General features: G+C 68.4%; 24 protein-coding genes and 1 riboswitch. Of the genes, 16 read left to right on the forward strand and 8 right to left on the reverse strand.

What is annotated here, in order from left to right; all coding sequences use genetic code 11:
* Window positions 1-193: 193 nt before the first annotated feature.
* The 10 genes from ACIQCZ_RS27295 (at window position 194) to ACIQCZ_RS27340 (ending at window position 10127) form a co-directional block, all read left to right on the forward strand.
* Entirely contained in the window at window positions 194-802 is a 609-nt protein-coding gene (locus tag ACIQCZ_RS27295) for a CDP-alcohol phosphatidyltransferase family protein (protein ID WP_351083380.1), read from the forward strand.
* A gap of 113 nt (window positions 803-915) precedes the next feature.
* Window positions 916-3411 (forward strand): sugar phosphate nucleotidyltransferase, encoded by a 2496-nt coding sequence (locus tag ACIQCZ_RS27300; protein WP_402285675.1) that lies wholly within the window; start codon window positions 916-918, stop codon window positions 3409-3411.
* 98 nt (window positions 3412-3509) lie between these two features.
* A complete protein-coding gene (locus tag ACIQCZ_RS27305) occupies window positions 3510-4433 on the forward strand; it encodes a DUF881 domain-containing protein (RefSeq protein WP_402285678.1) in 924 nt (307 codons plus the stop codon).
* On the forward strand, window positions 4430-4762 hold the full coding sequence (locus tag ACIQCZ_RS27310) for a small basic family protein (protein ID WP_003970459.1): 333 nt from the start codon (window positions 4430-4432) through the stop codon (window positions 4760-4762). Before ACIQCZ_RS27305 ends, ACIQCZ_RS27310 begins: the two co-directional genes overlap by 4 nt.
* Window positions 4763-4767: 5 nt before the next feature.
* Window positions 4768-5556 carry a DUF881 domain-containing protein gene (locus ACIQCZ_RS27315; protein ID WP_402285680.1) on the forward strand — a complete coding sequence of 263 codons (789 nt, stop codon included), beginning with the start codon at window positions 4768-4770 and terminating at the stop codon, window positions 5554-5556.
* 190 nt (window positions 5557-5746) lie between these two features.
* Window positions 5747-6535: an FHA domain-containing protein gene (locus tag ACIQCZ_RS27320; protein WP_402285683.1), complete on the forward strand. Its 789-nt coding sequence runs from the start codon at window positions 5747-5749 to the stop codon at window positions 6533-6535.
* 17 nt (window positions 6536-6552) lie between these two features.
* Complete coding sequence (locus ACIQCZ_RS27325; protein ID WP_402285686.1) at window positions 6553-7296, forward strand: MerR family transcriptional regulator; 744 nt, start codon at window positions 6553-6555, stop codon at window positions 7294-7296.
* Window positions 7297-7349: 53 nt separating this feature from the next.
* Window positions 7350-7823 carry a bifunctional nuclease family protein gene (locus ACIQCZ_RS27330; protein ID WP_402285687.1) on the forward strand — a complete coding sequence of 158 codons (474 nt, stop codon included), beginning with the start codon at window positions 7350-7352 and terminating at the stop codon, window positions 7821-7823.
* 240 nt (window positions 7824-8063) lie between these two features.
* Complete coding sequence (locus ACIQCZ_RS27335; RefSeq protein ID WP_376325267.1) at window positions 8064-8609, forward strand: MerR family transcriptional regulator; 546 nt, start codon at window positions 8064-8066, stop codon at window positions 8607-8609.
* A 57-nt stretch (window positions 8610-8666) separates the two neighbouring features.
* Window positions 8667-10127 (forward strand): DNA polymerase IV, encoded by a 1461-nt coding sequence (locus ACIQCZ_RS27340; protein WP_402285688.1) that lies wholly within the window; start codon window positions 8667-8669, stop codon window positions 10125-10127.
* Here ACIQCZ_RS27340 and ACIQCZ_RS27345 read toward each other — a convergent pair.
* On the reverse strand, window positions 10052-10420 hold the full coding sequence (locus ACIQCZ_RS27345; RefSeq protein ID WP_402285690.1) for a PRC-barrel domain-containing protein: 369 nt from the start codon (window positions 10418-10420) through the stop codon (window positions 10052-10054). The genes ACIQCZ_RS27340 and ACIQCZ_RS27345 overlap by 76 nt on opposite strands.
* Window positions 10421-10533: 113 nt before the next feature.
* Window positions 10534-10630: riboswitch (glycine riboswitch) on the forward strand.
* A 194-nt stretch (window positions 10631-10824) separates the two neighbouring features.
* Between ACIQCZ_RS27345 and gcvP the strand changes: the two genes are divergently transcribed.
* The gene (gene gcvP, locus ACIQCZ_RS27350; protein ID WP_402285692.1) at window positions 10825-13710 is read left to right on the forward strand and encodes an aminomethyl-transferring glycine dehydrogenase; all 2886 of its coding nucleotides are present in this window, start codon (window positions 10825-10827) and stop codon (window positions 13708-13710) included.
* Between the two features lie 87 nt (window positions 13711-13797).
* Here the strand turns inward: gcvP and ACIQCZ_RS27355 are convergent, their stop codons facing one another.
* Window positions 13798-14004, reverse strand: coding sequence for a DUF5999 family protein (locus ACIQCZ_RS27355; protein WP_351083398.1), 207 nt, complete (start codon window positions 14002-14004; stop codon window positions 13798-13800).
* Between the two features lie 322 nt (window positions 14005-14326).
* Window positions 14327-14920: a hypothetical protein gene (locus ACIQCZ_RS27360; RefSeq protein WP_402285693.1), complete on the reverse strand. Its 594-nt coding sequence runs from the start codon at window positions 14918-14920 to the stop codon at window positions 14327-14329.
* A gap of 484 nt (window positions 14921-15404) precedes the next feature.
* Between ACIQCZ_RS27360 and ACIQCZ_RS27365 the strand changes: the two genes are divergently transcribed.
* Window positions 15405-16910, forward strand: coding sequence for a glutamate-cysteine ligase family protein (locus ACIQCZ_RS27365; protein WP_402285696.1), 1506 nt, complete (start codon window positions 15405-15407; stop codon window positions 16908-16910).
* A gap of 189 nt (window positions 16911-17099) precedes the next feature.
* Here the strand turns inward: ACIQCZ_RS27365 and ACIQCZ_RS27370 are convergent, their stop codons facing one another.
* Window positions 17100-18890 carry a substrate-binding and VWA domain-containing protein gene (locus tag ACIQCZ_RS27370; RefSeq protein ID WP_402285699.1) on the reverse strand — a complete coding sequence of 597 codons (1791 nt, stop codon included), beginning with the start codon at window positions 18888-18890 and terminating at the stop codon, window positions 17100-17102.
* 169 nt (window positions 18891-19059) lie between these two features.
* Between ACIQCZ_RS27370 and ACIQCZ_RS27375 the strand changes: the two genes are divergently transcribed.
* Window positions 19060-19854 carry a CPBP family intramembrane glutamic endopeptidase gene (locus ACIQCZ_RS27375; RefSeq protein WP_402286240.1) on the forward strand — a complete coding sequence of 265 codons (795 nt, stop codon included), beginning with the start codon at window positions 19060-19062 and terminating at the stop codon, window positions 19852-19854.
* A gap of 194 nt (window positions 19855-20048) precedes the next feature.
* On the opposite strand, the gene ACIQCZ_RS27380 is transcribed toward ACIQCZ_RS27375, so the two are convergent.
* Window positions 20049-20870 carry a PhzF family phenazine biosynthesis protein gene (locus tag ACIQCZ_RS27380; RefSeq protein WP_402285701.1) on the reverse strand — a complete coding sequence of 274 codons (822 nt, stop codon included), beginning with the start codon at window positions 20868-20870 and terminating at the stop codon, window positions 20049-20051.
* 212 nt (window positions 20871-21082) lie between these two features.
* On the opposite strand from ACIQCZ_RS27380, the gene ACIQCZ_RS27385 reads away from it, so the two are divergent.
* Window positions 21083-21520, forward strand: a complete 438-nt coding sequence (locus ACIQCZ_RS27385; RefSeq protein WP_402286241.1) for a VOC family protein — start codon at window positions 21083-21085, stop codon at window positions 21518-21520.
* 149 nt (window positions 21521-21669) lie between these two features.
* Here the strand turns inward: ACIQCZ_RS27385 and ACIQCZ_RS27390 are convergent, their stop codons facing one another.
* Window positions 21670-21834 (reverse strand): hypothetical protein, encoded by a 165-nt coding sequence (locus tag ACIQCZ_RS27390; RefSeq protein WP_402285703.1) that lies wholly within the window; start codon window positions 21832-21834, stop codon window positions 21670-21672.
* A gap of 535 nt (window positions 21835-22369) precedes the next feature.
* Between ACIQCZ_RS27390 and ACIQCZ_RS27395 the strand changes: the two genes are divergently transcribed.
* Window positions 22370-22681: a hypothetical protein gene (locus ACIQCZ_RS27395; protein ID WP_402285704.1), complete on the forward strand. Its 312-nt coding sequence runs from the start codon at window positions 22370-22372 to the stop codon at window positions 22679-22681.
* A gap of 99 nt (window positions 22682-22780) precedes the next feature.
* Window positions 22781-23389, forward strand: a complete 609-nt coding sequence (locus ACIQCZ_RS27400) for a PadR family transcriptional regulator (protein WP_402285706.1) — start codon at window positions 22781-22783, stop codon at window positions 23387-23389.
* 66 nt (window positions 23390-23455) lie between these two features.
* Here the strand turns inward: ACIQCZ_RS27400 and ACIQCZ_RS27405 are convergent, their stop codons facing one another.
* Window positions 23456-23887 carry an SRPBCC family protein gene (locus ACIQCZ_RS27405; RefSeq protein WP_402285707.1) on the reverse strand — a complete coding sequence of 144 codons (432 nt, stop codon included), beginning with the start codon at window positions 23885-23887 and terminating at the stop codon, window positions 23456-23458.
* A gap of 78 nt (window positions 23888-23965) precedes the next feature.
* On the reverse strand, window positions 23966-24175 hold the full coding sequence (locus tag ACIQCZ_RS27410; protein ID WP_402285709.1) for a hypothetical protein: 210 nt from the start codon (window positions 24173-24175) through the stop codon (window positions 23966-23968).
* Window positions 24176-24380: the final 205 nt, after the last annotated feature.

Consider the following 24380-nt stretch of genomic DNA (forward strand, 5'->3'; position numbering starts at 1 on the left):
GGTACTGCAGGGGGGACCCTGTGGGAGAGTAGGACGCCGCCGAACTCCTTTTACGGGAAGCCCCGTGTCCTTGTGGCACGGGGCTTTTCCGCGTTCACGAGATGCCTGCGTCACCCCCGTGTGCCTGCTGATGGCGGCTGACGGTAGGGTCAGGGGGCATCATTGGCACGTTCTTCACACAGGAGGCCCCCGGGTGGAGGTCCAGGAGACTCGGGTTCAGACGGACCGGGTGCTCACCATCCCCAACATCCTCAGCATGGCGCGCCTTGTCGGGGTTCCGCTCTTCCTGTGGTTGATTCTTCGCCCCGAGTTCGGCGGTCCGAAAAGCGATGGCTGGGCCCTGTTGGTGCTGATGCTGAGCGGGATCAGCGACTACCTCGACGGTAAGCTCGCCCGCCGGTGGAACCAGATCAGCAGCCTCGGCCGGCTTCTGGACCCTGCTGCGGACCGCCTCTACATCCTTTCCACCCTCGTCGGGCTGACCTGGCGGGAGATTCTGCCACTGTGGCTCACCGCAGCCCTTCTGGCACGCGAACTCATGCTCCTCGTGATGGTGGGAATTCTTCGACGGCACGGCTATCCGCCGCCCCAGGTGAACTTCCTGGGGAAGGCTGCCACGTTCAACCTGATGTACGCGTTCCCCTTGTTGCTGCTCAGTGACGGAAGTGGTTGGCTTGCTTCGCTGGCTGCCATTTTCGGATGGGCGTTCGCAGGTTGGGGTACAACGCTCTATTGGTGGGCAGGGATCCTCTACGTGGTTCAGGTCCGCCGACTCGTCAAGGCGGATGCAGTAGCCGATTGAGCTCGTTGACGCGGTGTCGCGCAGTGTGGCCGACCCGCCGCTGATGACCCGGATGGCGCCCCGACGGGCGAAGTCGGCTTGACCGTCGTCTCTTCAAGGAGGACGTTTCCGACATGAAGGCCGTCGTGATGGCTGGTGGCGAAGGTACTCGTCTTCGCCCCATGACCTCAAGCATGCCCAAGCCGCTTCTGCCCGTCGCCAATCGGCCGATCATGGAGCATGTGCTTCGGCTGCTCAAGCGGCACGGGCTCAACGAGACCGTCGTGACGGTCCAATTTCTCGCCTCGCTGGTCAAGAACTACTTCGGGGACGGCGAAGAGCTCGGGATGGAGCTCAGTTACGCCAACGAGGAGAAGCCGCTCGGCACCGCGGGGAGCGTGAAGAATGCCGAGGAAGCACTGAAGGACGACACCTTCCTCGTTATTTCGGGTGACGCGCTCACCGACTTCGATCTCACCGACCTCATCGCCTTCCACAAGGAAAAGGGCGGTCTGGTGACGGTGTGCCTGACCCGCGTGCCGAATCCTCTGGAATTCGGCATCACCATCGTGGACGAGGCGGGCCAGGTCGAGCGCTTCCTGGAGAAGCCCACCTGGGGTCAGGTCTTCTCGGACACGGTCAACACGGGCATCTATGTGATGGAACCCGAGGTGTTCGACTATGTCGAAGCCGATGTCTCGGTGGACTGGTCCGGTGATGTCTTCCCGCAGCTCATGAAGGAAGGCAAGCCGATCTACGGCTATGTCGCCGAGGGCTACTGGGAGGACGTCGGTACCCACGAGAGCTATGTGAAGGCCCAGGCCGACGTCCTTGAGCGGAAGGTCGACGTCGAGATCGACGGCTTCGAGATCTCGCCGGGTGTGTGGGTCGCAGAAGGGGCGGAGGTGCATCCCGACGCGGTATTGCGGGGTCCCCTGTACATCGGCGACTACGCGAAAGTCGAAGCCGGGGTGGAGATTCGTGAGCACACGGTCATCGGGTCGAATGTGGTCGTCAAGAGTGGAGCCTTCCTGCACAAAGCCGTGGTGCACGACAACGTCTATATCGGGCAGCACAGCAATCTGCGCGGGTGCGTGATCGGTAAGAACACCGACGTCATGCGGGCCGCCCGCATCGAGGACGGCGCGGTCATCGGGGACGAGTGTCTGATCGGTGAGGAATCGATCATTCAGGGAAATGTTCGCGTGTACCCGTTCAAGACCATCGAGGCCGGAGCTTTCGTCAACACCTCGGTGATCTGGGAATCGCGTGGACAGGCCCATCTCTTCGGAGCCCGCGGGGTGTCCGGGATTCTGAACGTCGAGATCACGCCGGAGCTGGCGGTCCGGCTTGCGGGAGCCTACGCCACGACTCTGAAGAAGGGTTCGACGGTCACCACCGCGCGTGACCACTCCCGCGGTGCGCGTGCGCTGAAGAGAGCGGTGATCTCTGCGCTTCAGGCCAGTGCCATCGACGTACGGGACCTGGAGAACGTACCGATGCCCGTCGCGCGCCAGCAGACGGCGCGGGGCAGCGCCGGCGGCATCATGATCCGTACATCTCCCGGTGTGCCCGATTCGGTCGACATCATGTTCTTCGACGAGCGGGGCGCCGATCTCTCCCAGGCACGGCAGCGGAAGCTGGACCGGGTGTACGCACGTCAGGAGTACCGCAGGGCGTTTCCCGGAGAGATCGGGGATCTGCACTTCCCGTCCAGCGTCTTCGACTCGTACACGGGCTCGCTGCTGCGCAACGTGGACACCGCTGGGATCGCCGACGCGGGTCTCAAGGTGGTCGTCGACGCCTCCAACGGCAGTGCGGGCCTTGTTCTGCCCAGCCTGCTGGGGCGGCTCGGTGTGGACTCGTTGACGATCAACCCAGGGCTCGACGAGGCACGGCCCACCGAGTCCGCCGAAACCCGGCGGTCGGGGCTGGTGCGGCTGGGCGAGATCGTTTCCTCGGCGCGAGCCGCGTTCGGTGTGCGCTTCGATCCGGTCGGCGAGCGGCTCTCCCTGGTCGACGAACGAGGCAGGATCGTGGAGGACGACCGGGCGCTGCTGGTGATGCTGGACCTCGTGGCGGCCGAGCGGCGCAGCGGGCGGGTGGCGCTGCCGGTGACCACGACCCGGGTCGCCGAGCAGGTCGCGGCTTACCACGGCACGCAGGTCGAGTGGACGACGACGTCGCCCGACGATCTGACGCGCGTGGGACGCGAGGAAGGCACCATCTTCGGTGGAGACGGCCGCGGCGGCTTCATCGTTCCGGAATTCAGCAGCGTCTTCGACGGATCCGCCGCCTTCGTGAGGCTTCTCGGGCTCGTCGCCAGGACCCAGCTCACCCTGAGCCAGATCGATGCCCGTATTCCCCGTGCCCACGTACTGCGACGTGATCTGGCCACACCCTGGGCGGTGAAGGGCATGGTCATGCGGCGGGTCGTCGAGGCTGCCGGGGACCGCAGCGTCGACACGACCGACGGTGTGCGGGTCGTGGAGGCCGACGGGCGATGGGTGATGGTGCTGCCGGACCCGGCCGAGGCTGTCACCCATTTGTGGGCCGAGGGCCCGGACGACGCCTCCGCGCAGGCATTGCTGGACGAATGGGCCGGAGTCGTGGACAGCGCAGGTCAGTGAGGGTTTCATCGGTGAGCCCGGTGGCGCTCTGCGGCGTCTCCGGGCGCACCGGTGGGGCCATTCGGCGGTAGCGGTGGCGACGTGCGACGATGTGCGGCATGTCGCAGCAGACCCCCGATCGGAGTATCGCCCCGCCACGAGCGCGCCCCGACGCGTCCATGTCGCTGCTGACCAACGTGATGGACCACAGCCTGGACGACGGATACGCCGAGGCGTCGGCACGTCGCCAGGCCGACGGAAGCGCGGGTTTGCCCCGCACGCTCAAGTCGAAACTGGGTCTCGCGGCATGTCTGGTTCTCGCTGCCCTCGTCGTCACGCTCGGGGCCGCGCAGGCACGTGTCTCCGCGCCGGTCCTCGCCAAGGAACGCGAGGAACTGATCGACCGTATCGACGGAGAGACGGCGACGGCCGACACCCTTGAGGCGCAGGTCGACAAGCTCCGCGACGATGTGGGCAGACGTCAGCGCAAGGCCCTGGAGAAGCACGGCGGGGACCAGGGAGAGCTGGTGGCGCTGCTTGCCGGGGCGACGCCGGTGGTAGGGCCCGGCGTGAAGCTCGTGGTCGACGATGCCGAGGGCACCGATCAAGGTGGCGGCGGGCCCAGGGAGACCAGCGGATTCACCGACACCGGGCGGGTTCGCGACCGGGACCTGCAGCGGGTCGTCAACGGCCTGTGGCAGTCCGGCGCGGAAGCGATCTCGATCAACGGGCAGCGGCTGACGGCACTGTCGGCGATCCGTGCGGCCGGCGACGCCATACTGGTCGACAACAGACCGCTCGTGCCGCCGTACACGGTGCTGGCGGCGGGGGACGGAAAGCCGCTCAGCAGCGCATTCCAGGCCAGTGCCGACGGCCAGTATCTGCAGGCGCTCAAGGACACCTTCGACATCCGGACGAGCATGTCCGTGCAGCAGAAGGTGAGTCTCCCGGTCGCGCCGAGCCTGATCGTACGAACAGCAGAGCCGTATAAGGCCGCAGACACCGGCAGTGGTGCGGCAGACACAAGGAAGGGCACATCGTGATCGCCGTACTGGGCCTCGTCGTGGGAGTCGTGGTCGGACTGTTGGTCCGGCCCGAGGTGCCGGCGGTGGTCGAGCCCTATCTTCCGATCGCCGTCGTGGCTGCCCTGGACGCAGTCTTCGGCGGTCTGCGGGCCATGCTCGACGGAATCTTTGTCGACAAGGTCTTCGTCGTGTCGTTCCTGTCGAACGTCGTGGTGGCCGCGCTGATCGTCTTCCTGGGCGACAAGCTGGGCGTCGGAGCGCAGCTCTCGACCGGTGTCGTGGTCGTGCTCGGGATCCGGATCTTCTCCAATGCCGCGGCCATCCGACGGCACGTCTTCCGGGCTTGAGGCCGATGACCAACGAAGAACTTCCCAGCGACAAGGAGCGTACCGGCGAGCAGGCTGCCGGTGCCGCCAAGGAGCTCACCGGGCGTCAGCGGCTGATCGCCGGGCTGTGGCCGCCACGGGTGACAAGGGCCCAACTCGTCGTCGCGCTGCTGCTGTTCGTCCTCGGTCTCGGGCTGGCCATTCAGGTGCGCTCGAACAGCGACAACAGCGCTCTGCGTGGTGCCCGTCAGGAGGACCTGGTCCGCATCCTCGACGAGCTGGACGACCGTACGCAGCGTCTGGAGGACGAGAAGCAGCGCCTCGACGCCCAGCGCACGGAGTTGGAGAACAGCTCCGACCAGGCCGAGGAGGCGCGCAAGCAGACGGTCGAGAAGGAGCGGCAACTCGGTATCCTCGCGGGCACCGTCGCAGCACACGGTCCAGGGATCACGCTCACGGTCAATGACCCCGGGAACGGTGTCAAGGCGGACATGCTGCTCGATGCGCTCCAGGAGTTGCGCGCGGCGGGCGCCGAGGCGATCGAGGTCAACGGGGTGAGGGTGGTGGCCAATACCTACTTTTCCGGTGACGGCGGCCATGTCAAGGTTGACGATCGTAAGATCACCGCGCCGTATGTGTTCAAGGTGATCGGCAAGCCCCAGGATCTGGAGCCGGCCCTGAACATCCCCGGGGGTGTGGTGCAGACACTGGAGAAGGAGCAGGCCACTGTGCATGTGGAGCAGGCGGACGACATCGTCGTGGATGTCTTGCGACCGGCGAAGCGGCCTGACTACGCTCGGTCGTCGACCCGGTGAGGCGGCGACGCGGAGGGGTCGAAGGACACGGGCGGGAGGTTGCGGGGGGTCGGCGCATCGTAAAGGTGGTGCGTGGTGGAAACTGTCGAGTGGATACGGACGTTGTGAAGATGTCCGGGTCGGCAGGTGTGTTCATTCAGGGTTCGTCCTGCCCCACGGGCGGGTCTATTTCGGTCAAGGGGAATCGCCCGTGAAGTTGTTTGGGAAGTTGTTCGGCAAGAGCGCTCGCGATGAGGCTGCCCGCCATCGCGCACCACGCCATGGCCAGGCGGACGAGCAGGGCTCGGAGCGCCCGCTCTACCGCGATCAGGTATCCGGTTCGAGCGGTGACAATTCGGGAGTTTCCGGCGCGTCGTCCGTTGACCCTGCCGGTGCCGGCCGCATAGGTTTCGGGGAACCGTCAACCTCAAGTACGGGTGGAGGGTTCAGCCCGAGGCAGGAGGGTGCGTCCATGCCGGTCTGTACGAGGTGCGGGCATCGCAACACCGAGGCCAGTCGTTTCTGCTCCAACTGCGGTGCGCCGCTGAGGGGCGGAATTCCCGAGCGTGCCTCGGAGACGACCTCGACCATCTCCATCTCCGGTCTGGAGGCGTACGAGGCGGAGGCCACCGGGCAGACGCCCGTACCTTCCCTCTCGCCCGAGGCACAGGCAGCTGTCGACGCTCTCCCGCTCGGCTCGGCGCTCCTGGTGGTGCGACGTGGTCCGAACTCCGGCAGCCGTTTCCTGCTCGACGGGGAGCTGACCACGGCCGGCCGCCACCCGCAGAGCGACATCTTCCTCGACGACGTGACGGTGTCGCGGCGGCATGTGGAGTTCCACAGGATGCCTGACGGCAGCTTCACGGTCGGGGACGTCGGCAGCCTGAACGGCACCTATGTCAATCGCGAGCGCATCGACTCCGTCGCACTGTCCAACGGCGACGAAGTGCAGATCGGCAAGTACCGGCTGGTCTTCTACGCGAGCCAGCGGGGCATCTGACCCGTCAGGGAAGGTCCATGCTGAGAACACCGACGGGCGGTGCCGGTAACGGCACCGCCACGGCCGACGACCGCCCGATGAGCATCGGTACGGTGCTCCTGCAGCTGCGGGACGAGTTTCCCGAGGTGACGATCTCCAAGATCCGCTTTCTGGAGGCCGAAGGGCTCGTCGAGCCGCAGCGGACCCCCTCCGGCTACCGCAAGTTCCGTGGGGCCGACGTGGAGCGGCTGGCTCAGGTGCTGCGTATGCAGCGGGACCACTATCTGCCGCTGAAGGTCATCCGGGAACATCTGGAGGCCCTTGCCCGCGGTGAGAGGTCCGCCCTGCCGTCCGGAGGCGGTCCCCGGGATCTGACCGACGGCAGCTGGGAGGCGGAGCCCGGACGGGCTACCGCAGCCCGGATCGGCAGAGCCGAACTGCTCGCGGCCGCCGAGGTCACCGAGAGTGACCTCGCCGAGTGGGAGTCGTACGGCCTGGTCGTTCCGGCCTCCGAGGGTGGATACGACGCCGAGATGGTCACGGTGGCCAAGCTTGTGGCGGATCTGGGCCGATTCGGTCTGGAACCCCGTCACCTGCGCGCCATGCGAGCGGCCGCGGACCGTGAGGCCGGACTTGTCGAGCAGGTGGTCGCGCCCCTGCGCCGACACCGGAATCCGCAGACCAGGGCACACGCGGAGGCCACCGCGCGGGAGCTCGGAGAGCTGTCCGTACGGCTTCATTCGGCCCTGGTGCAGGCGGCTCTGCGGGTCCGGTTCCACTGATCGCGTCGGTGCCCGACTACCCAAACCTGCCGAGCACGTCCTAGGGTTGCTGTGTGAACGAGCTCGACGTTGTGGGTGTCCGGGTGGAAATGCCCTCCAACCAACCGATCGTGCTCCTGCGTGAAGTGGGAGGCGATCGGTACCTCCCCATTTGGATCGGTCCTGGTGAGGCGACCGCGATCGCCTTTGCCCAGCAGGGCATGGCACCGGCCAGGCCGCTGACCCATGACCTCTTCAAGGATGTGCTCGAGGCCGTCGGCCAGGAGCTCACCGAGGTCCGTATCACGGACCTGCGGGAAGGGGTTTTCTACGCGGAGCTGGTCTTCGCCAGCGGGGTCGAGGTGAGCGCGCGGCCGTCCGACGCCATAGCGCTCGCCCTGCGCACCGGAACGCCGATCTACGGCAGTGACGGGGTGCTGGACGACGCGGGTATCGCCATCCCGGACGAGCAGGAGGACGAAGTGGAGAAGTTCCGCGAGTTCCTCGACCAGATCTCACCGGAGGACTTCGGTACCAACAGTCCGTGACCGTTCTGCGGGACCGCCGTCAGCGCATCCGACAAGCCTTTCCCGCTCGCACGTCACGTGAAACCACCCTCAGGGTGATTATCACTCGGCGTGCCGAGTGTGGCGATCGTTGACGCACCCCGAGTGACTGCCTACCTTCGAGATGGCAGGACAAGGACGGAGGTCGGCGTGAGAAGCAGCGGCGACGGTACGGCAGCGGGTGGGCCGTATCCGCAGCAGGGGAATACAGCCGGCCACACCATCAGGCAACCGGTTCAACCGGCGGCGGTGGCGGGGGGCGGCGTGGCATCGGCCGACGACATCGGTTATCGCGGGCCGACGGCTTGCGCGGCTGCGGGGATCACTTATCGGCAGCTCGACTACTGGGCCCGTACGGGGCTGGTCGAGCCGAGCGTGCGCCCCGCATACGGCTCGGGCACGCAGCGGCTCTACAGCTTCCGGGACGTCGTCCTGCTGAAGATCGTGAAGCGATTCCTGGACACGGGCGTCGCGCTGCAGAACATCCGCACCACGGTTCAACACCTGAGGGCCCGCGGATTCCAGGATCTTGAGCGGATGACGCTGATGAGCGACGGCGCGACGGTCTACGAGTGCTCTTCGCCGGACGAGGTCGTCAGTCTGCTCCAGGGCGGCCAGGGGGTCTTCGGTATCGCTGTGGGCGTGGTGTGGCAGGACGTGGATGCGGCGCTGTCACAGCTGCACGGTGAGCGGGTGGACACCGGCGAGACACTGATCGGGAACAATCCCACCGATGAACTCGCGCGGCGACGCAACCGCGCCGGCTGACCCCGTAGCGGAATCGGGCGCGGCGATTGTCGGTGCCGTAGGGCAGCATCGATTGATGTGAGAGCCGCGCCCACCATCCTGCATCTCGACATGGATGCCTTCTACGCCTCCGCCGAGCAGGCGTCGAAGCCCAGCCTGCGCGGCAAACCGGTCGTGGTGGGTGGGCTGGGGCCCCGCGGAGTCGTCGCCACCGCCTCGTACGAGGCGCGGCGCTTCGGGGTGCACTCGGCGATGCCCATGGCGCAGGCGCGGAGGCTGGCCCCCAACGCGGCCTACCTGGTGCCGCGCTTCCTCCTGTACCGGACGGTCAGCGACCAGGTGATGGAGCTGCTGGGGCGGCTCTCCCCGCTGGTGGAGCCGCTCAGCCTCGACGAGGCCTTCGTGGACCTGGAGGCGGGCGGGGCGGCCGACGACTCGGCTTCCGCGCGGGAGGTCGGCGAGCAGCTGCGTACGGCCATCAAAGCGGTCACCGGGCTCACCGGTTCGGTCGGGCTCGCCGGTTCCAAGATGCTTGCCAAGATCGCTTCGGAGGAGGCCAAGCCGAACGGGCTGCTGCTCATCGAACCGGGCACGGAGCGGGAGCTGCTCGCACCCATGCCGGTACGGATCCTCCCCGGCGTCGGACCCGCGACGGCGGACCATCTGCGCCGCGCCGGGATGACGACGGTGGACGACCTCGTCGAGGCGGGTGAGGCGGAGCTCGTACGCCTGCTGGGGAGGGCGCACGGAGGCTCGCTCCATCGCATGGCGCTCGGGTACGACGACCGGCCCGTGGTCGCGGAGCGGGACGCCAAATCGGTGTCGGTGGAGGACACCTTCGATGCGGACCTGCACGACCGGGTGCGGGTCAGGACGGAGGTGGAGCGGTTGGCCGACCGATGTGTCCAGCGGCTGCGGGGGGCGGGGCGGTCCGGTCGGACGGTGGTGCTGAAGGTGCGCCGGTACGACTTCTCCACGCTCACACGGTCGGAGACGCTGCGTGGGCCCACGGACGACCCCACGGTGGTCCGGGAGGCCGCCGCACGGCTCCTGGAGGCCGTGGACACCACCGGAGGGGTACGGCTCCTCGGTGTGGGCGTCACGGGGCTCGCCGATTACACGCAGGAGGATCTCTTCGCACAGGCCGCCGGTGAGCGGGCCGCGACCGGGGAAGCGGCCGAGGAGGAAACGACGGCGGGAGGCCGTGGGGAGGAGCCGGGGAGCGGTGCGCCGGAGGAGTCCCCGGGGAGCGCAGAGCAGCCGGCCGCACGGAGCTGGACCGCCGGACACGACGTACGCCACGACACATACGGCCATGGCTGGGTGCAGGGCAGCGGTGTCGGCCGGGTGACGGTGCGGTTCGAGGAACCGGAGTCGGCGCCCGGCCGGGTGCGGACGTTCCGGGTCGACGATCCGGCCCTGCAGCCGGCCGAGCCGTTGCCGTTGGTCCGGAACCCGGTGGACTACTCGTCCTGGCCGGCCAGTCTGCCGAAGTCCCTGTCCGGGCCGGTCTCCTCGAACGCAGAGTCCAGGCCGTAGTGCCGGTAGAGCTGGAGCTCCTGCTCGGGCGAGAGATGGCGGCCGACGCCGAAGTCCGGTGCGTCCTTGATCAGCGCACGGTCGAAGGGGACGCGGAGCGTGTCCTCCACGAATTCGCTGGGTTCCAGCGGGACGAACGCGTCCCGGCTGAAGAGTCCGGTGCGTACGGCCGCCCACTCGGGGACACCGGTCGCGTCGTCGAGGTACACCTCGTCCACGGTTCCGATCTTGGTGCCCTTGCGGTCGAACGCCTTGCGGCCGATCAGGCTGCGCGGATCGATGTCGGTCTGCACGGTCCCTCCCACGGGTCGCGGCTACTCCACAAGCACTACAAAAGTGCAGATCCGGGGGGTTGGCCACTCGAGAATGGCGCCACCGACCCCGCTGGTAGGCTGGTACTGGCCGCTGACCCCGTGCGGGAGAGTCCTTTGGAGCTGATCCGAAGGCGCCGAAGGAGCAAATCCTCCCCGGAATCTCTCAGGCCCCCGTACCGCACGGACGAGGTCACTCTGGAAAGCAGGGCGGGTTCTGTGCGGCCGAGTGCCGATGCGGCTCCTTCCCTCACCGACGGTGAAAGCCGGTGCGCCGCAGGGTGCGCCGGTGAAGCTCTCAGGTTGAGATGACAGAGGGGGAGGCCGTTCGGGCACCCGCGCCGTGGTGCCCCTCGCAGGTCGTGACAGACCAGGAGGCCTCCACCATGACCCCCCGCCGCACTCCGCTCTCCCAGCTGGAGCAGGGCATTCCGTTCGAGCAGCGCCACATCGGTCCCGATGCCGAAGCACAGTCGAAGATGCTCGCCCAGGTCGGCTACGGCTCGCTGGACGAGCTCACCGCGGCAGCCGTGCCCGATGTCATCAAGAGCACGGAGGCACTCCGGCTGCCGACCGCTCGCACCGAGGCCGAGGTCCTCGCGGAGCTGCGCGCCCTCGCCGACCGCAACCAGGTGCTGGCCCCGATGATCGGGCTCGGCTACTACGGCACCTTCACCCCGCCGGTGATCCTCCGCAACGTCATGGAAAACCCCGCCTGGTACACGGCCTACACGCCGTACCAGCCGGAGATCTCGCAGGGCCGCCTGGAGGCGCTCCTCAACTTCCAGACGATGGTCGCCGAGCTGACCGGGCTGCCCACCTCCGGCGCCTCCCTGCTCGACGAGGGCACCGCGGCCGCCGAGGCCATGGCGCTCTCGCGGCGCGTCGGCAAGGTCAAGAACGGCGTCTTCCTGGTCGACGCCGATGCCCTGCCGCAGACGATCGCCGTCATCGAGACCCGCGCCGAGCCGACCGGCGTCGAGGTCGTCGTCGCCGACCTCTCCGACGGCATCCCGGCAGAGATCGCCGAGCGCGGTGTCTTCGGTGTCCTGGTGCAGTACCCCGGTGCCTCCGGAGCGGTGCGCGACATCCAGCCCGTCATCGAGCAGGCCCACGGCCTCGGTGCGATCGTCACGGTCGCCGCCGACCTGCTGGCCCTGACCCTGCTCACCTCACCGGGTGACCTGGGCGCGGACATCGCGGTCGGCACCACGCAGCGTTTCGGTGTGCCGATGGGCTTCGGCGGACCGCACGCCGGGTTCATGGCCGTACGCGAGCAGTTCGCACGCAGCCTGCCCGGCCGCCTCGTCGGCGTCTCCGTCGACGTGGACGGCACCAAGGCCTACCGGCTGGCCCTGCAGACCCGCGAGCAGCACATCCGCCGTGAGAAGGCCACCAGCAACATCTGTACGGCTCAGGTGCTGCTCGCCGTCATGGCCGGGATGTACGCCGTCTACCACGGCCCGGACGGGCTGCGGACGATCGCTCAGCGCACCCACCGCTACGCGGCGATCCTGGCCGAGGGGCTGCGCGCCTCGGGCGTCGAGGTGGTGACGGGCGCCTACTTCGACACCCTCACCGTCCGTGTCCCGGGGAAGGCCGCCGACATCGTGGCCGCGGCTCGCGAACGAGGTGTCAACCTCCGGCTCGTCGACGCCGACCTGGTCTCCCTCGCCTGCGACGAGACGACCACCCGTACGCAGATCGCCGCAGTCTGGGCCGCCTTCGGCGCCGACGGGGACATCGAGGCGCTGGACGCGGCCGCCGCGGACGCGCTGCCCGAGGCCCTGCTGCGCACCGACGAGATCCTCACCCACCCGGTCTTCCACCAGCACCGTTCCGAGACGGCGATGCTGCGCTATCTGCGCAAGCTCGCCGACCGGGACTATGCCCTGGACCGGGGCATGATCCCGCTCGGCTCCTGCACCATGAAGCTGAACGCGACCACCGAGATGGAGTCGATCACCTGGCCCGAGTTCGGCGCGCTGCATCCCTTCGCGCCGGCCGAGCAGGCACAGGGCTTCCTCACCCTCATCCGTGAGCTGGAGGAGCGCCTCGCCGAGGTCACCGGGTACGACGCGGTCTCGATCCAGCCGAACGCCGGATCGCAGGGCGAGTTCGCAGGCCTCCTGGCGGTGCGTGCGTACCACCGGGCCAACGGCGACGATCAGCGGACCGTCTGCCTCATCCCGTCCTCCGCGCACGGCACCAACGCGGCCAGCGCCGTGATGGCCGGCATGAAGGTCGTGGTGGTGAAGACGGCCGACGACGGCGAGGTCGACATCGAGGACCTCCGCGCCAAGATCGAGAAGCATCGCGACGAGCTCGCGGTGCTCATGATCACGTACCCGTCGACGCACGGTGTGTTCGAGGAGCACGTCGCGGACATCTGCGCCGAGGTGCACGACGCCGGCGGGCAGGTGTACGTCGACGGCGCCAACCTCAACGCCCTGGTCGGCCTCGCGAAGCCGGGCCGCTTCGGCGGCGACGTCTCGCACCTGAACCTGCACAAGACCTTCTGCATCCCGCACGGCGGCGGCGGCCCCGGCGTCGGCCCGGTCGGCGTGCGTGCGCACCTCGCGCCGTACCTTCCGAACCATCCGCTGCAGCCCGCGGCGGGTCCCGAGACCGGCGTCGGGCCGATCTCGGCCGCTCCGTGGGGCTCGGCCGGCATTCTTCCCATCTCCTGGGCGTACGTGCGCCTGATGGGCGGCGAGGGGCTGAAGCGCGCGACGCAGGTCGCCGTACTCGCCGCCAACTACATCGCCAAGCGCCTCGAACCGCACTACCCGATCCTGTACAACGGCCCGGCCGGGCTGGTCGCGCACGAATGCATCGTGGACCTGCGGCCGATCTCCAAGTCCACCGGCGTCAGCGTCGACGACATCGCCAAGCGCCTGATCGACTACGGTTTCCACTCCCCGACCATGTCGTTCCCGGTCGCCGGAACGCTGATGATCGAGCCGACGGAGAGCGAGAACCTCGCGGAGCTCGACCGCTTCTGCGACACGATGATCGCCATACGCGGCGAGGTCGAGAAGGTGGCGTCGGGCGAGTGGGGCGCGGACGACAACCCGCTGAGCAACGCTCCGCACACCGCGGCGATGCTGGGTGGGGAGTGGAAGCACGAATACAGCCGTGAGGTGGCGGTCTTCCCGGCCGGCGTCTCGGCCGCCGACAAGTACTGGCCGCCGGTGCGCCGGATCGATGGTGCTTTCGGTGACCGCAACCTCGTCTGCTCCTGCCCGCCGCTGGACGAGTACGACAACTGAGGCATGAGCGACACGATGTGACGCGGGCATGCGTCGGGGCCGGTGCGGAGCATTCTCCGGGCCGGCCCCCGTTCGTACCGGTCGGGGTCAGGCGGCCTTCACGGCCCGGCCCGTTCCCAGGGGCCGGTGCGGGGCGATGATCTGCCCGTCCGGGAGCAGCTCACCGGTGTCCTCGAAGAGCAGGACGCCGTTGCACAGCAGGCTCCAGCCCTGTTCCGGATGGTGTGCCGTAAGGCGGGCGGCCTCCCGGTCGGCTGAGTCGGCGGTCGGGCATGGTGGCTGGTGCTGGCACATGGAAGGGTTCTTTCGCTGCGTTGTAGTGAATGTCCTGCGGCTTGACGAGGTGTTCATGGCCGCCCCCCGTATCGATCGGTCCGGTCCCAGTGTTGCCCTACGGGCGTCAATCCGCAGGGATTTCGCAGCAGCACTTCTCCTTACTCCGATGACGCGTCACCCGGCCGGACGGTTCACCGCAACTGCACTGTCCCTTCGGGTGGTTCGGGGTGGTCGGACCGGGCTAGTCCGGATGGGCACCGAGTGCGCCCCGCAGCACTGTGCCCCGCCACCCGGAGCGGTGGCGGGGCACAGTGCGCTGATGTGCGGGATGCGTCCGTCGTCAGGCCGGTGACCCGAGCAGGGGGCCGGGGCCGGGGGTGATGCGCAGCGTCATCACGCGGAGCAGATCGGCGACCCGGTGAGGGCGATGGGCCGCGATGCCGGGCGGCGCGGGTGCCAGTGGTACCAGCAGATCGGTGGGGGCGAGTGCTCCGCCGGACGCGTCGGCGTCGGGGTCGGCATGCAGCCACAGCGCCAGCATGTACAGCTCCGGAATGGACAGCAGCCGCGGCTGGTAGTGCGGTGTCACCGTCTCGGCCTGGCGCAGGGCGAGCTCGGTCGAGGCGATGTAGGGGCCCTCGAAGAAGTGCGAGAAGGCCCAGCCGTCCGGAGTGAGCATGGTGTCCGCCGCGGCGACTGCCTGTTCCGAGGTACGGATCAGGAACCGCCACGCGGCGAGCCGGGTGGCGGGTGCCAGCCCGCCCGGCCCGATCCGGTCCAGTACATGGACCGGGAGCGGGAGTTCGGGGCTCAGCTGTCCCTGCGCCGATCGCAGAGCAGGTGTGCGGGCCTCGCGGACTGCGGTGGGTGAACCGAGTGCCGCGAGAACGCTGCGCAGAGCGGGCGCGGGGGCCGGGGGAACATGCAGCGGCATAGTGGGTCGCCTCTCACTTCGGAGACACGGTGGTGCGTGGGCGGGTGCAGACGGCGCTGTCGGCATGCGGGGCCAGAGGAGGCCGGTGACTGGGCCGGTGCATCAACTCTCTGCCTCGTCCGCGAAGTTTATACGACACGTGTTCACTCAGTGATTCCACTAGCCGTCGCAGGTGTCGCAGACAAGGCGGTATCAAGACTTTATTATGCGGAGATTCTGCTGATTTGACGTCAGCGGCGCAGCCGCCGCCAGGGATTTTTCCCCGGACGCGGACGGCCGAAACGCTTCGGCGTTTTCGCCGCCTGTCGGCCGAACGAAACTGCAAACTGCTTCATGCCGAGGGAATGTGCCCCCGGCGGCCGCGTTCAGATTACTGGGTGTGCGGCGTTCGCGGGGGCGTTATGGATCACCCGGCCTGGGCATTATCGATCGTGACGCGAGCGGCCTGGGCCGCGGGCCGCCCACTTGAGGGAGGGACGCTTCGATGGGGGAGAAGGTCGTGTCGGGCGCCTTTGACCTGTCCGATCGGCAGAGGTACCGGAGGAAGCTTCATCAGTGCCTGGAGGGGCTGGAGAGGCTCCTGGCGGAGCGGAGGTTCGACCGACCGCGCAATCTCATGGGCATGGAGATCGAGCTGAATCTGGCCGGCGTCGACGGCATGCCGAAGATGATGAATGGCGAGGTGCTCCCGCGCATCGCGAGCCGTGATTTCCAGACCGAACTCGGGATGTTCAATTTGGAAGTGAACATAGTCCCGCACCGTCTGGAAGGACGCGTTTTCGATCAACTGGCTGAAGAGCTCAGGACCGGCCTCGGATATGCCCATCGGAAGGCGAGTGAGGTCGATGCCGGGATCGTGATGATCGGAATTCTTCCCACCCTGGGCCACGCGGACCTCGTTGCGGCGAACCTCTCGGTCGCGGACCGCTACACACTGCTGAACGATCAAATGGTGGCTGCGCGCGGCGAGGATTTCTTCCTTGATATCCAGGGGGTGGAGCGGATGATCTCCACCTCTTCGTCGATCACCCCCGAGGCCGCCTGCACCTCGGTCCAGCTGCATCTGCAGGTGACGCCGGCACGATTCGCGGCCGTATGGAACGCGGCCCAGGCCATTGCCGGGGTTCAGATCGCCCTCGGCGCCAACTCGCCCTTCCTGTTCGGCAAGGAGCTGTGGAGGGAATCGAGGCCGCCGCTCTTCCAGCAGGCCACGGACACCAGACCGCCCGAACTGCAGAACCAGGGGGTGCGGCCCAGGACCTGGTTCGGCGAGCGATGGGTCGGATCGGCGTACGAGCTCTTCGAGGAGAACCTGCGCTATTTCCCGCCGCTGCTGCCGATCCGTGAAGAGGAGGAACCGCTGCGGGTGCTCGACGAGGGAGGGGTACCGGGGTTGCAGGAGCTCGTGCTCCACAACGGTACGGTCTACCGCTGGAACCGTCCCGTGTACGGGCTGGCCGCCGGCGTACCCCACCTACGGGTGGAGAACCGGGTCCTGCCCGCCGGTCCCACCGTCACCGATGTGATCGCCAATGCCGCGCTCTACTACGGACTCGTACGGGCGCTCGCCGAGGAGTCCCGGCCGGTGTGGACCAGGCTCCCGTTCTCCGCCGCGGCGGAGAATTTCGACACCGCCTGCCGGCACGGCATCGACGCGGAGCTGATCTGGCCCCGGCCGGGCCGATCGGGCGGGCTGACCCGGGTGCCGGCCGTCAAGCTCGTACGGGACGAACTGCTGCCGCTGGCGGCAGCTGGGCTCGATGCCTGGAACATCGAGCCCGCGGACCGTGACCGCTACCTCGGGGTCATCGAGGAGCGGTGCAGGCGGCGCGTGAACGGAGCGTCCTGGCAGGTGGACACCTATCACCGGGCCCGGGAGGCCGGGCTCGGACGGCGCGCGGCACTGGCCGCGACGACCCGCCGGTACGCGGAACTGATGCACAGTGGTGAACCTGTGCACAGCTGGCCGACGGGTGTCCCCGCGCCGTGAGCCCGTCGTGGCGGGCGTCCGTCTCGTTTCCGCGTGGTGGGACTTCGTCGTGGCGGGCATCGATGTCCGCTGCGTCCTACGCCGCGACCCCGTTGTCGCGGGCGCCGACGCCCGGCGTCGTCCTCGTGCCGCGACCGCGTCGTGGCCTGCGCCGGCGGGTGCTGTGGCCTCCCGTCGCCGGGCGGCGCGCTACTCCTGGGCGGTGTGGTTGCTCTGTCCGGCCGTCATGACGGCCTGCAGGATCACGGCCTGGATGTCGGCAGGGTCGGTGACCTGGTAGCCCCCGCCGCCGGTCACCTTCGCCATCTCGTCGACCTCCTCGCGGTCGGCCTCGGGGCCGACCGCGATGGCGAGGAGCGGCACCGGACGCTCCGGGTCGGCGATCCGCTTCAGCTCCGCGATCAGGGCGCTGCGCGAGAGGGAGTGATTGTCCTGGTTGGAGCCGTCTGTGAGGATCACCACAGCGTTGAACTTGCCCTTCACATAGGTCGCCTGGGCGTCCTTGTACGCGGCCAGAGCGGTGTCGTACAGACCGGTCGCACCGCCCGGCACCGGCTGCAGCGCGGCGAAGGCCGCGGCGAGCTTCTCGCGATGCGTACCGCCGCCCTTGGCCGGGTCGCCGAGCCGGCCCGTCGGCACCAGCCTGCGGTAGTCCTTGTCGCCGTCGAGTGTGGTGGCGAACTCCCAGAGCCCGATCTCGTCGTTCGACGTGAACTGGTCGAGCGCCTGGATGAGGGACGCCTTGGTGACGTCCATCCGGGACTGGTTGCGCCCCGGCACGATCGTGGCCATCGAACCCGACGCGTCGACGACTGTCGTCAACCGCGCGCTCTGCACCGTGATGGTCCACATCCCGAGCGTCTGCTGGAGCTCCTCGGCGGACGGCGCGGCGGCGGCCGCGGTGGCGTACGGCTGAGGCTTTTTGCCGCCCGCCGACGCGACCACGGAATCCTCGGCTTTCCCGTCGACGTCCCTGAAGCCGTACTTCCGCAGGGTGGACTGCGCACCGGGCTCGTTGAGCAGCGTCATGAACCGGAGCGCCGCCCGGCCTTCGGACGTACTCATCTTTGTCTCGTCGACCAGCGTGTAGGGGTAGTCGAGCAGCGGGGAGCCGTCCTTGGGATAGAAGAGATCGAGCCGCCCGCCGCCGGTCGACTCCGCATTGTGCGCGAACGCGGCCTGCTCGGAGAGGAGCACCGCCTTATTGTGCGCCGGATTGCCCTGCTTCGCGCCCGAATCGTTCTGCGCCAGCGTATCCAGCACCTGGGTGTCACCGTCGGACATGCGCTGCGCAAGCAGTTTGGCGGTGGCCGCGACGCGGGTGTCGCTGTCGCCGCCCTGCTTCTCGGAGGACGCGCCGATGCTGAAGAGTGCCAGCAGACCGGTGGCACTGCGCGCGGGATCGGCCGAACCCAGGCGCACCTTGTCCGAGTCCATGGCCGCGGCCGTCAATTCGGCCCAGGTGTAGTTCTTCTTCGGCCAGCCGAGCCCCTTGGCCGCCGACGGCACCATGGCCAGGGTGACGGGGGAGGAGGCGATGGAATCGCCCGGTGTGATCGGGATGCCGTCACCGGAGCCCTTGACCCGGTCGAGCCAGAGATCGGAGTCGGGCAGCCAGATCTGGTAGTCGGGGGTACCCGTCCCGGAGGAGAGGGCACCGGCGACCTTGTAGGAATCGCGGGCGACCACCTGTACGTACAGGCAGCGGCCGTCGGATCTGACGTCGTCCTTGCGCGCCTTGTCGGCGACCGCACGCATGGCGGGGGCGATGTCCGGTGAGGCCACCATGGAGAGGCGTACGGCGGAGTCCTCGCAGGACTTCGAGAACGACAGCAGACCACCCTGCGCCGCGACCGCCGTGCCCGCCGCCACGGTGAGCACGAGCGTGGTCGCGATCGCGACGGTGCGCCGACGTCGCGGCGGGGGACCGTACCCGCTGCCATCGGTCGCGTAGTCGTCGGGCAAGCTGTGACGTCCCATGTCGGTGGTGCCCCTCCTTGAGGATGAACAAGGAAAAGGGGGACCACACCATTGCCAATGGTGGTCGTCCCCCGGCCTGTCGCGCATGATCTTCGTACCTGCATTCGAGACCCTAGCGGGACGGGGAGCGGTCCGGGGCGTGAATGCACAACTCAAGGCAGGTGTACAGATGGAGGCGGGGTACGTGGCTGGTTCTTTCCCTCAAGAGGCTGTGTCGCGACGGATCCTGCGGTCCGAAACGATGTTGGTACTGGCTCTCTCGTTGGGGGCCAGCGGGGTGTCTGCCCTGATCAGTTTTGTCGGATCGCTGACGAAACCAGGGGGTTTGAAGGAACAGGCCGCGATACTCAACAGCTCGCACGCGCCGGGGCGCCCATGGCTGGATCTCGCCTGGCAGCTCTTCGGTATCGCGACAGCTCTGGTGCCCGTCGCCCTTGTCGCGCATCTGCTGATCAGGGAGGGCTCCGGCCTGCGCGCCATCGGCTTCGACCGGACCAGGCCGTGGCCGGATCTGGGGCGCGGCGTGATGGTGGCGGCGGGGATCGGAAGCGCCGGGCTCGCCTTCTATCTGGTGGCGCGTGCTGCCGGATTCAACCTGACCGTGGTCCCGGAGTCGCTGCCCGACGTGTGGTGGAAATTCCCGGTCCTGATCCTGTCCGCGCTGCAGAACTCCGTGGTGGAGGAAGTGATCGTCGTCGGCTATCTGCTGCGCAGACTCGGGCAGTTGGGATGGACACCGATGGCCGCTCTGGTGGCGAGTTCGGTGCTGCGCGGCTCGTACCACCTGTATCAGGGGATCGGCGGCTTCATCGGCAACATGGTCATGGGTGTGGTCTTCGTGATTCTGTACCGGCGTTGGGGGAGGGTCGGTCCGCTGGTGGCGGCACATGCACTGCTCGACATCGGGGCGTTCGTCGGATACGCCCTGCTGGCTGGGAAGGTGGGTTGGCTGCCCACGCCGTGAGCGCCGTGGCGCGGCCGATGGCCGGTTGCGGCCCGTGGGACGCGTGGAGGTGCGCATGGTGGTCCATGACTTTGGTCCGAGGCACGTCTGAGTCGTGCCTGGACGTGCCGGGGCGGGGTGGCGAAGCCCGGGTGATGCGGTGCTGAGGGCGTACGGAGTGCTCCCGTACGCCCTCGACGGCGTCGTCGGAAGGCTCAGAGTGCCGCGAGCAGCTCGCCGTCGATGACCGTGACGGCGTTGCCGGTCAGCAGGGTACGGTCGCCGCGCAGCGACGTGCGGACCAGACCGGAACGGGCGGAGGCCTGGAGTCCGGTCAGTTCGGCACGGTCGAAACGCGCCGACCAGAAGGGGGCCAGTGCGGTGTGGGCGCTGCCGGTCACCGGGTCCTCATCGATCCCGACGCCTGGGAAGAAGCCGCGGGAGACGAAGTCGTAGCCGCGGGCGGGGTCCTGCGCTGCGGCCGTGGCGACGATGCCCCGCCGCGAGAGGCGGGCCACTGCGGCGAGGTCCGGGGTCAGCCCTCGCACCGTCGTCTCGTCGGCCAGTTCGACGACCAGGTCGCCGATGTGCGGACCGGTGTCGTGGACGGAGAGCGGCTCCGCGCCCAGGGCGGCCGCCAGACCGGCCGGGGCGGTCTCGGGTGTCAACGGGGCGGTGGGGAAGTCGAGCGTGATCGTGCCGTCCTCGTGCACCGTCGCGCCGAGGATTCCGCAGCGCGCCGCGAAGCGCACTGTGCCGCTCGCAGTCCGTGTGGTGTGCAGGATGTGCGCGGTGGCGAGTGTGGCGTGCCCGCACATGTCGACCTCGGTGGTCGGCGTGAACCAGCGCAGCGCCCAGTCCGCCTCGCCGCCAGGCGGCAGCGGGTGGGCGAAGGCGGTCTCGGAGAGGTTCAGTTCCATGGCGACCCGCTGGAGTCGCGCGTCGTCGGGAAAGGCGCCGGACTCCAGCAGCAGGACTCCTGCCGGATTGCCGGTGAAGGGGCGGTCGGTGAACGTATCGACGATTCGGATCCTCATGACGCGACCGTACGCGCGGTGCGGAGCGGCGGACCAAGGCCAGTTCCGTGTCGCTGGACCGAAACGTCCGGCGGTCGGCAGCGTCTCGACCATGTGCCGGCTGCCCCGGTGTTGTCCCGAGCGCCGGGCGTCGAGAGCCGCGCGTGAAACGGCGGGCCGGAGGGTGTCAGCGGCACACGGTACGGTCCGTGGACCGGACCGAGGAGAGCCTCATGGCGACCAAGTGGACTTTGACGATCGACTGCGCGCACCCGGCGAAGCTGGCCGAGTTCTGGGCACTGGCGCTGGACTACACGCCCAAGCCCCCGCCCGCGGGGTTCGAGAGCTGGGAGGAATGGTTCTCTCATCACGAGGTCCCACCGGACGAGTGGGACCAGGGCGCGTACCTCGCCGATCCGGACGGGGAGGGCCCCGCGCTGTCCTTCCTGCAGGTGCCGGAGTCGAAGGTGGTGAAGAACCGCTTGCACCTGGACGTGCAGGTCGGCGGCGGTCGTGACACTCCCTGGGAGGTCAGGTGGCCCCGTGTGGTCCGGGCGGTCGAGCGGCTGACCGCCGCGGGGGCGACCGTGGTCCGTGAGTACGAGCTGCAGGGCAGACCCGATCACGTGCTGATGGCCGACCCGGAGGGAAACGAGTTCTGCCTGGTCTGACGGCGCTCTTCGATCCGGATGCCGGTCGTGCTTCGATTCGTCGCGGAGGGCCGGTGACGCTGAGCCGCGGCGCCCGGTCGGAGCCCCGGCGCCCCTTGACGGTGCTCCGGGCCATGCCTCGTGCCGGCCGTCCCGAGACGCGTCTGTGGTCACGGTGCCCGCGGTCGGCCTTCCCGCGCGAGTTCGACGAGCGCGGCCGGCATCGCGCGTGACAGCGGATCCAACTCCGCCGGGGACTTCACGAGTTCCGTGCAGGGGGCGGCGACCGTGTCGTACGACTTCCGGGCCGCCGCAAGGTAGAAGGGCTCTGTCACACGGGCGACTCCGGAGCAGCGCGCCGACAACCCGGCGGTGGATCTGGGGGCCGGTCCGGGAGCAGTGGCGCCCGGAGCGACGCCGCTCCCGCCGACGGGTTGATCGCGCACGACGGGCCGGTCCGAGGGGCGATGAAGTCCGGCGGAGAGGGTGCTCAGTGGAGTTGCGGGTTCTGTGAGCGACAGGCTCGTCCCGCACGAGGCGATAGCGGCTCGGGGCCCAGGTGCGGATCGTGGTGGTGCCGGACCAGTGCCCGAAAGCGGATGGAACACCACCGGCGGAACCTGAAGGGGGCGCCGACGGACGCGGCCTGGGCCACCAGCGGTGCTGGGACGGCGAAGGACGTGGCCACCGCCGCATCGAGACCCTTCGACTCCCCGTGACGGGGGTGGCGGCAGTCGGCCGGCCGACGCGGCTTCGCCCTCCCCACGGCATCGATCTCCCCGTCAACCGACAGGCCCATCCCGGCTGTTCGTACGCGCGGCGCATCGCGGCGAACGCCGCCGCGGACCGTGCGTCGATGTGGTCCGTCGGGTGGCAGTCCACCACCTGCCCGGCCCCGTTCACCGCCCGCGCGAAGAAGGCCGCCCCACGTCGAAGGCCACCGCCGCGTACCCCCGACGGCTCGCCTACCTCTTCACCGCGATCCGGCCGAGCCTCATCGAAGTACGGCACCTCTTGCGGGGCCCCGTCCCGCAGAGCCCGTACCGCACCCATGGCCTGACCATCGCGGAGCCGTGGGACAGGCCGTATGCCGTGCGGGGACATGAGTCACCTCGGCGAGTGACCGCGCTCTCGATCACGGTTGCCGGACGTGAGATCGGAGGCCGCCCCGCCCGGACGTGAGAGAGCACATCCGGGGCGTGACCGCGATGTTTGTCAAGCGATCGGTTCCGATATATCGTTGAAGCATCGCGACAGATCAAAGATGAAAGGAATGCAACGATGCGTTCACGCGGACATGAGCATGAGCACGGGCATGGACACGGGCATTGCGGGCCCGGTCATCCGGGTCGGGGTGACTTCGAGGGGCGTCGGGCCGCCTTCGGGCCGTTCGGTCCGCCGTTCGGTGGTGGCCCCTTCGGTGGGGGGCGTGGCCGGGGCGGCCGAGGGAGGGCGCGCCGCGGTGACGTGCGTGCGTCGATCCTGGCGCTGCTGAAGGACCGGCCGATGCACGGGTACGAGATGATCCAGGAGATCGGCGACCGCAGCGGCGGCGCCTGGCGGCCCAGTCCGGGTTCGGTCTACCCGACTCTTCAGCTGCTGGAGGACGAGGGCCTGATCGTCAGCGCGAGCGAGGGTGGCAAGAAGCTGTTCACGCTCACCGACGCCGGTCGCACCGAGGCCGAGTCCGGTCCCGACGCGCCCTGGGAGGAAGCCGGGCGTGGGGTCGACTGGGAGAGCGTCAACGAGATCCGGCAGGCCGGCTTCGGCCTGATGGAGGCGTTCGGCCAGGTCTGGAAGACCGGCTCGGCCGATCAGCGCCAGAAGGCGCTCACGGTCATCAACGACGCCCGGAAGAAGCTCTATCTGATCCTTGCCGACGAGCACTGACCCGTGGGTGGGGCGCCGAGGGCCTCGCGGCCGAGCCGCGAGGCCCTTTCCGTCGTCCCGGTGGTCTCAGGCGGCGACGAGCCCGCCCAGCTTGCGCAGCGACTCGACCAGGGCGGCGGTCGCGGAGTCCTTGAGCTTGCCCGCCATCAAGGAGACCGCGGCGCCGGTGAACTCCCCGTCGATGCGTACCGTGGTCGCATCCCCGTCGGGTGTCAGCGAGTAGCGCATGGCGAGGTTGACGCCCATCGGTCCCTTGCCCCTGGTGGTCAGCAGGCGTGCGGTCTCCAGCTCCGCCACCGTCCAGGTCACCTCGGCGGGGAAGCCCATGAGCTTCATGTTCTCCTCGTACGTGGCCGCGATTTCGAGTGCTGCCGGGCCGCCCTTGGGGAAGCTGGTGTGGGTGGCGTTCCACTGGCCGTACGCGGTGAAGTCCGTCAGCTGGGCCCAGACCTTCTCGGCCGGTGCTGCGATGCGAGCCTCTGCACTGACTTCGGCCATGCGACCACCCCTTCTCGGCGGGTTTCGGTGTCGCGGAACGTAGTCGCACCGACGTGAACATTCAATACTGATGAACCGTCAGATCTTTGGACTCCGCTCCTTTTCCTCCGCTCCCGCCTGCCAGATCAGAGCCGCGTCGAAACGGTCGCAGGCGCGCGGGTGCGGGCCGTCGTCATGGCAGTGGAACGCGGCCCAGAAGAGATCGGCGAGCAGGGCGTCCGCCGGTGCGTGGACCAGGTACACGTATTCCTGTCCGTCCAGCGCCGGCAGGGCGACCAACCAGGACACGTCCGCGCACTCCCTTCCGGCTGCCGTATGGATGGTGTGGCCTGTGGGACGTACGGGGGGCGGTTCCCGGTTGCTCCGGGAGCGCGGCGCAAGGCGGCGCGCGCCGTTTTTCCGGATCGGGTCCCGGAATGGCGAGATCTCATCCGTAAGGAGGAGAGGGTGCTCTGATGTGCCCAACTTGCGTGGGATGCCTAAATGGGCCCCT

Source organism: Streptomyces sp. NPDC093149, from assembly GCF_044754145.1.
GTDB lineage: Bacteria > Actinomycetota > Actinomycetes > Streptomycetales > Streptomycetaceae > Streptomyces.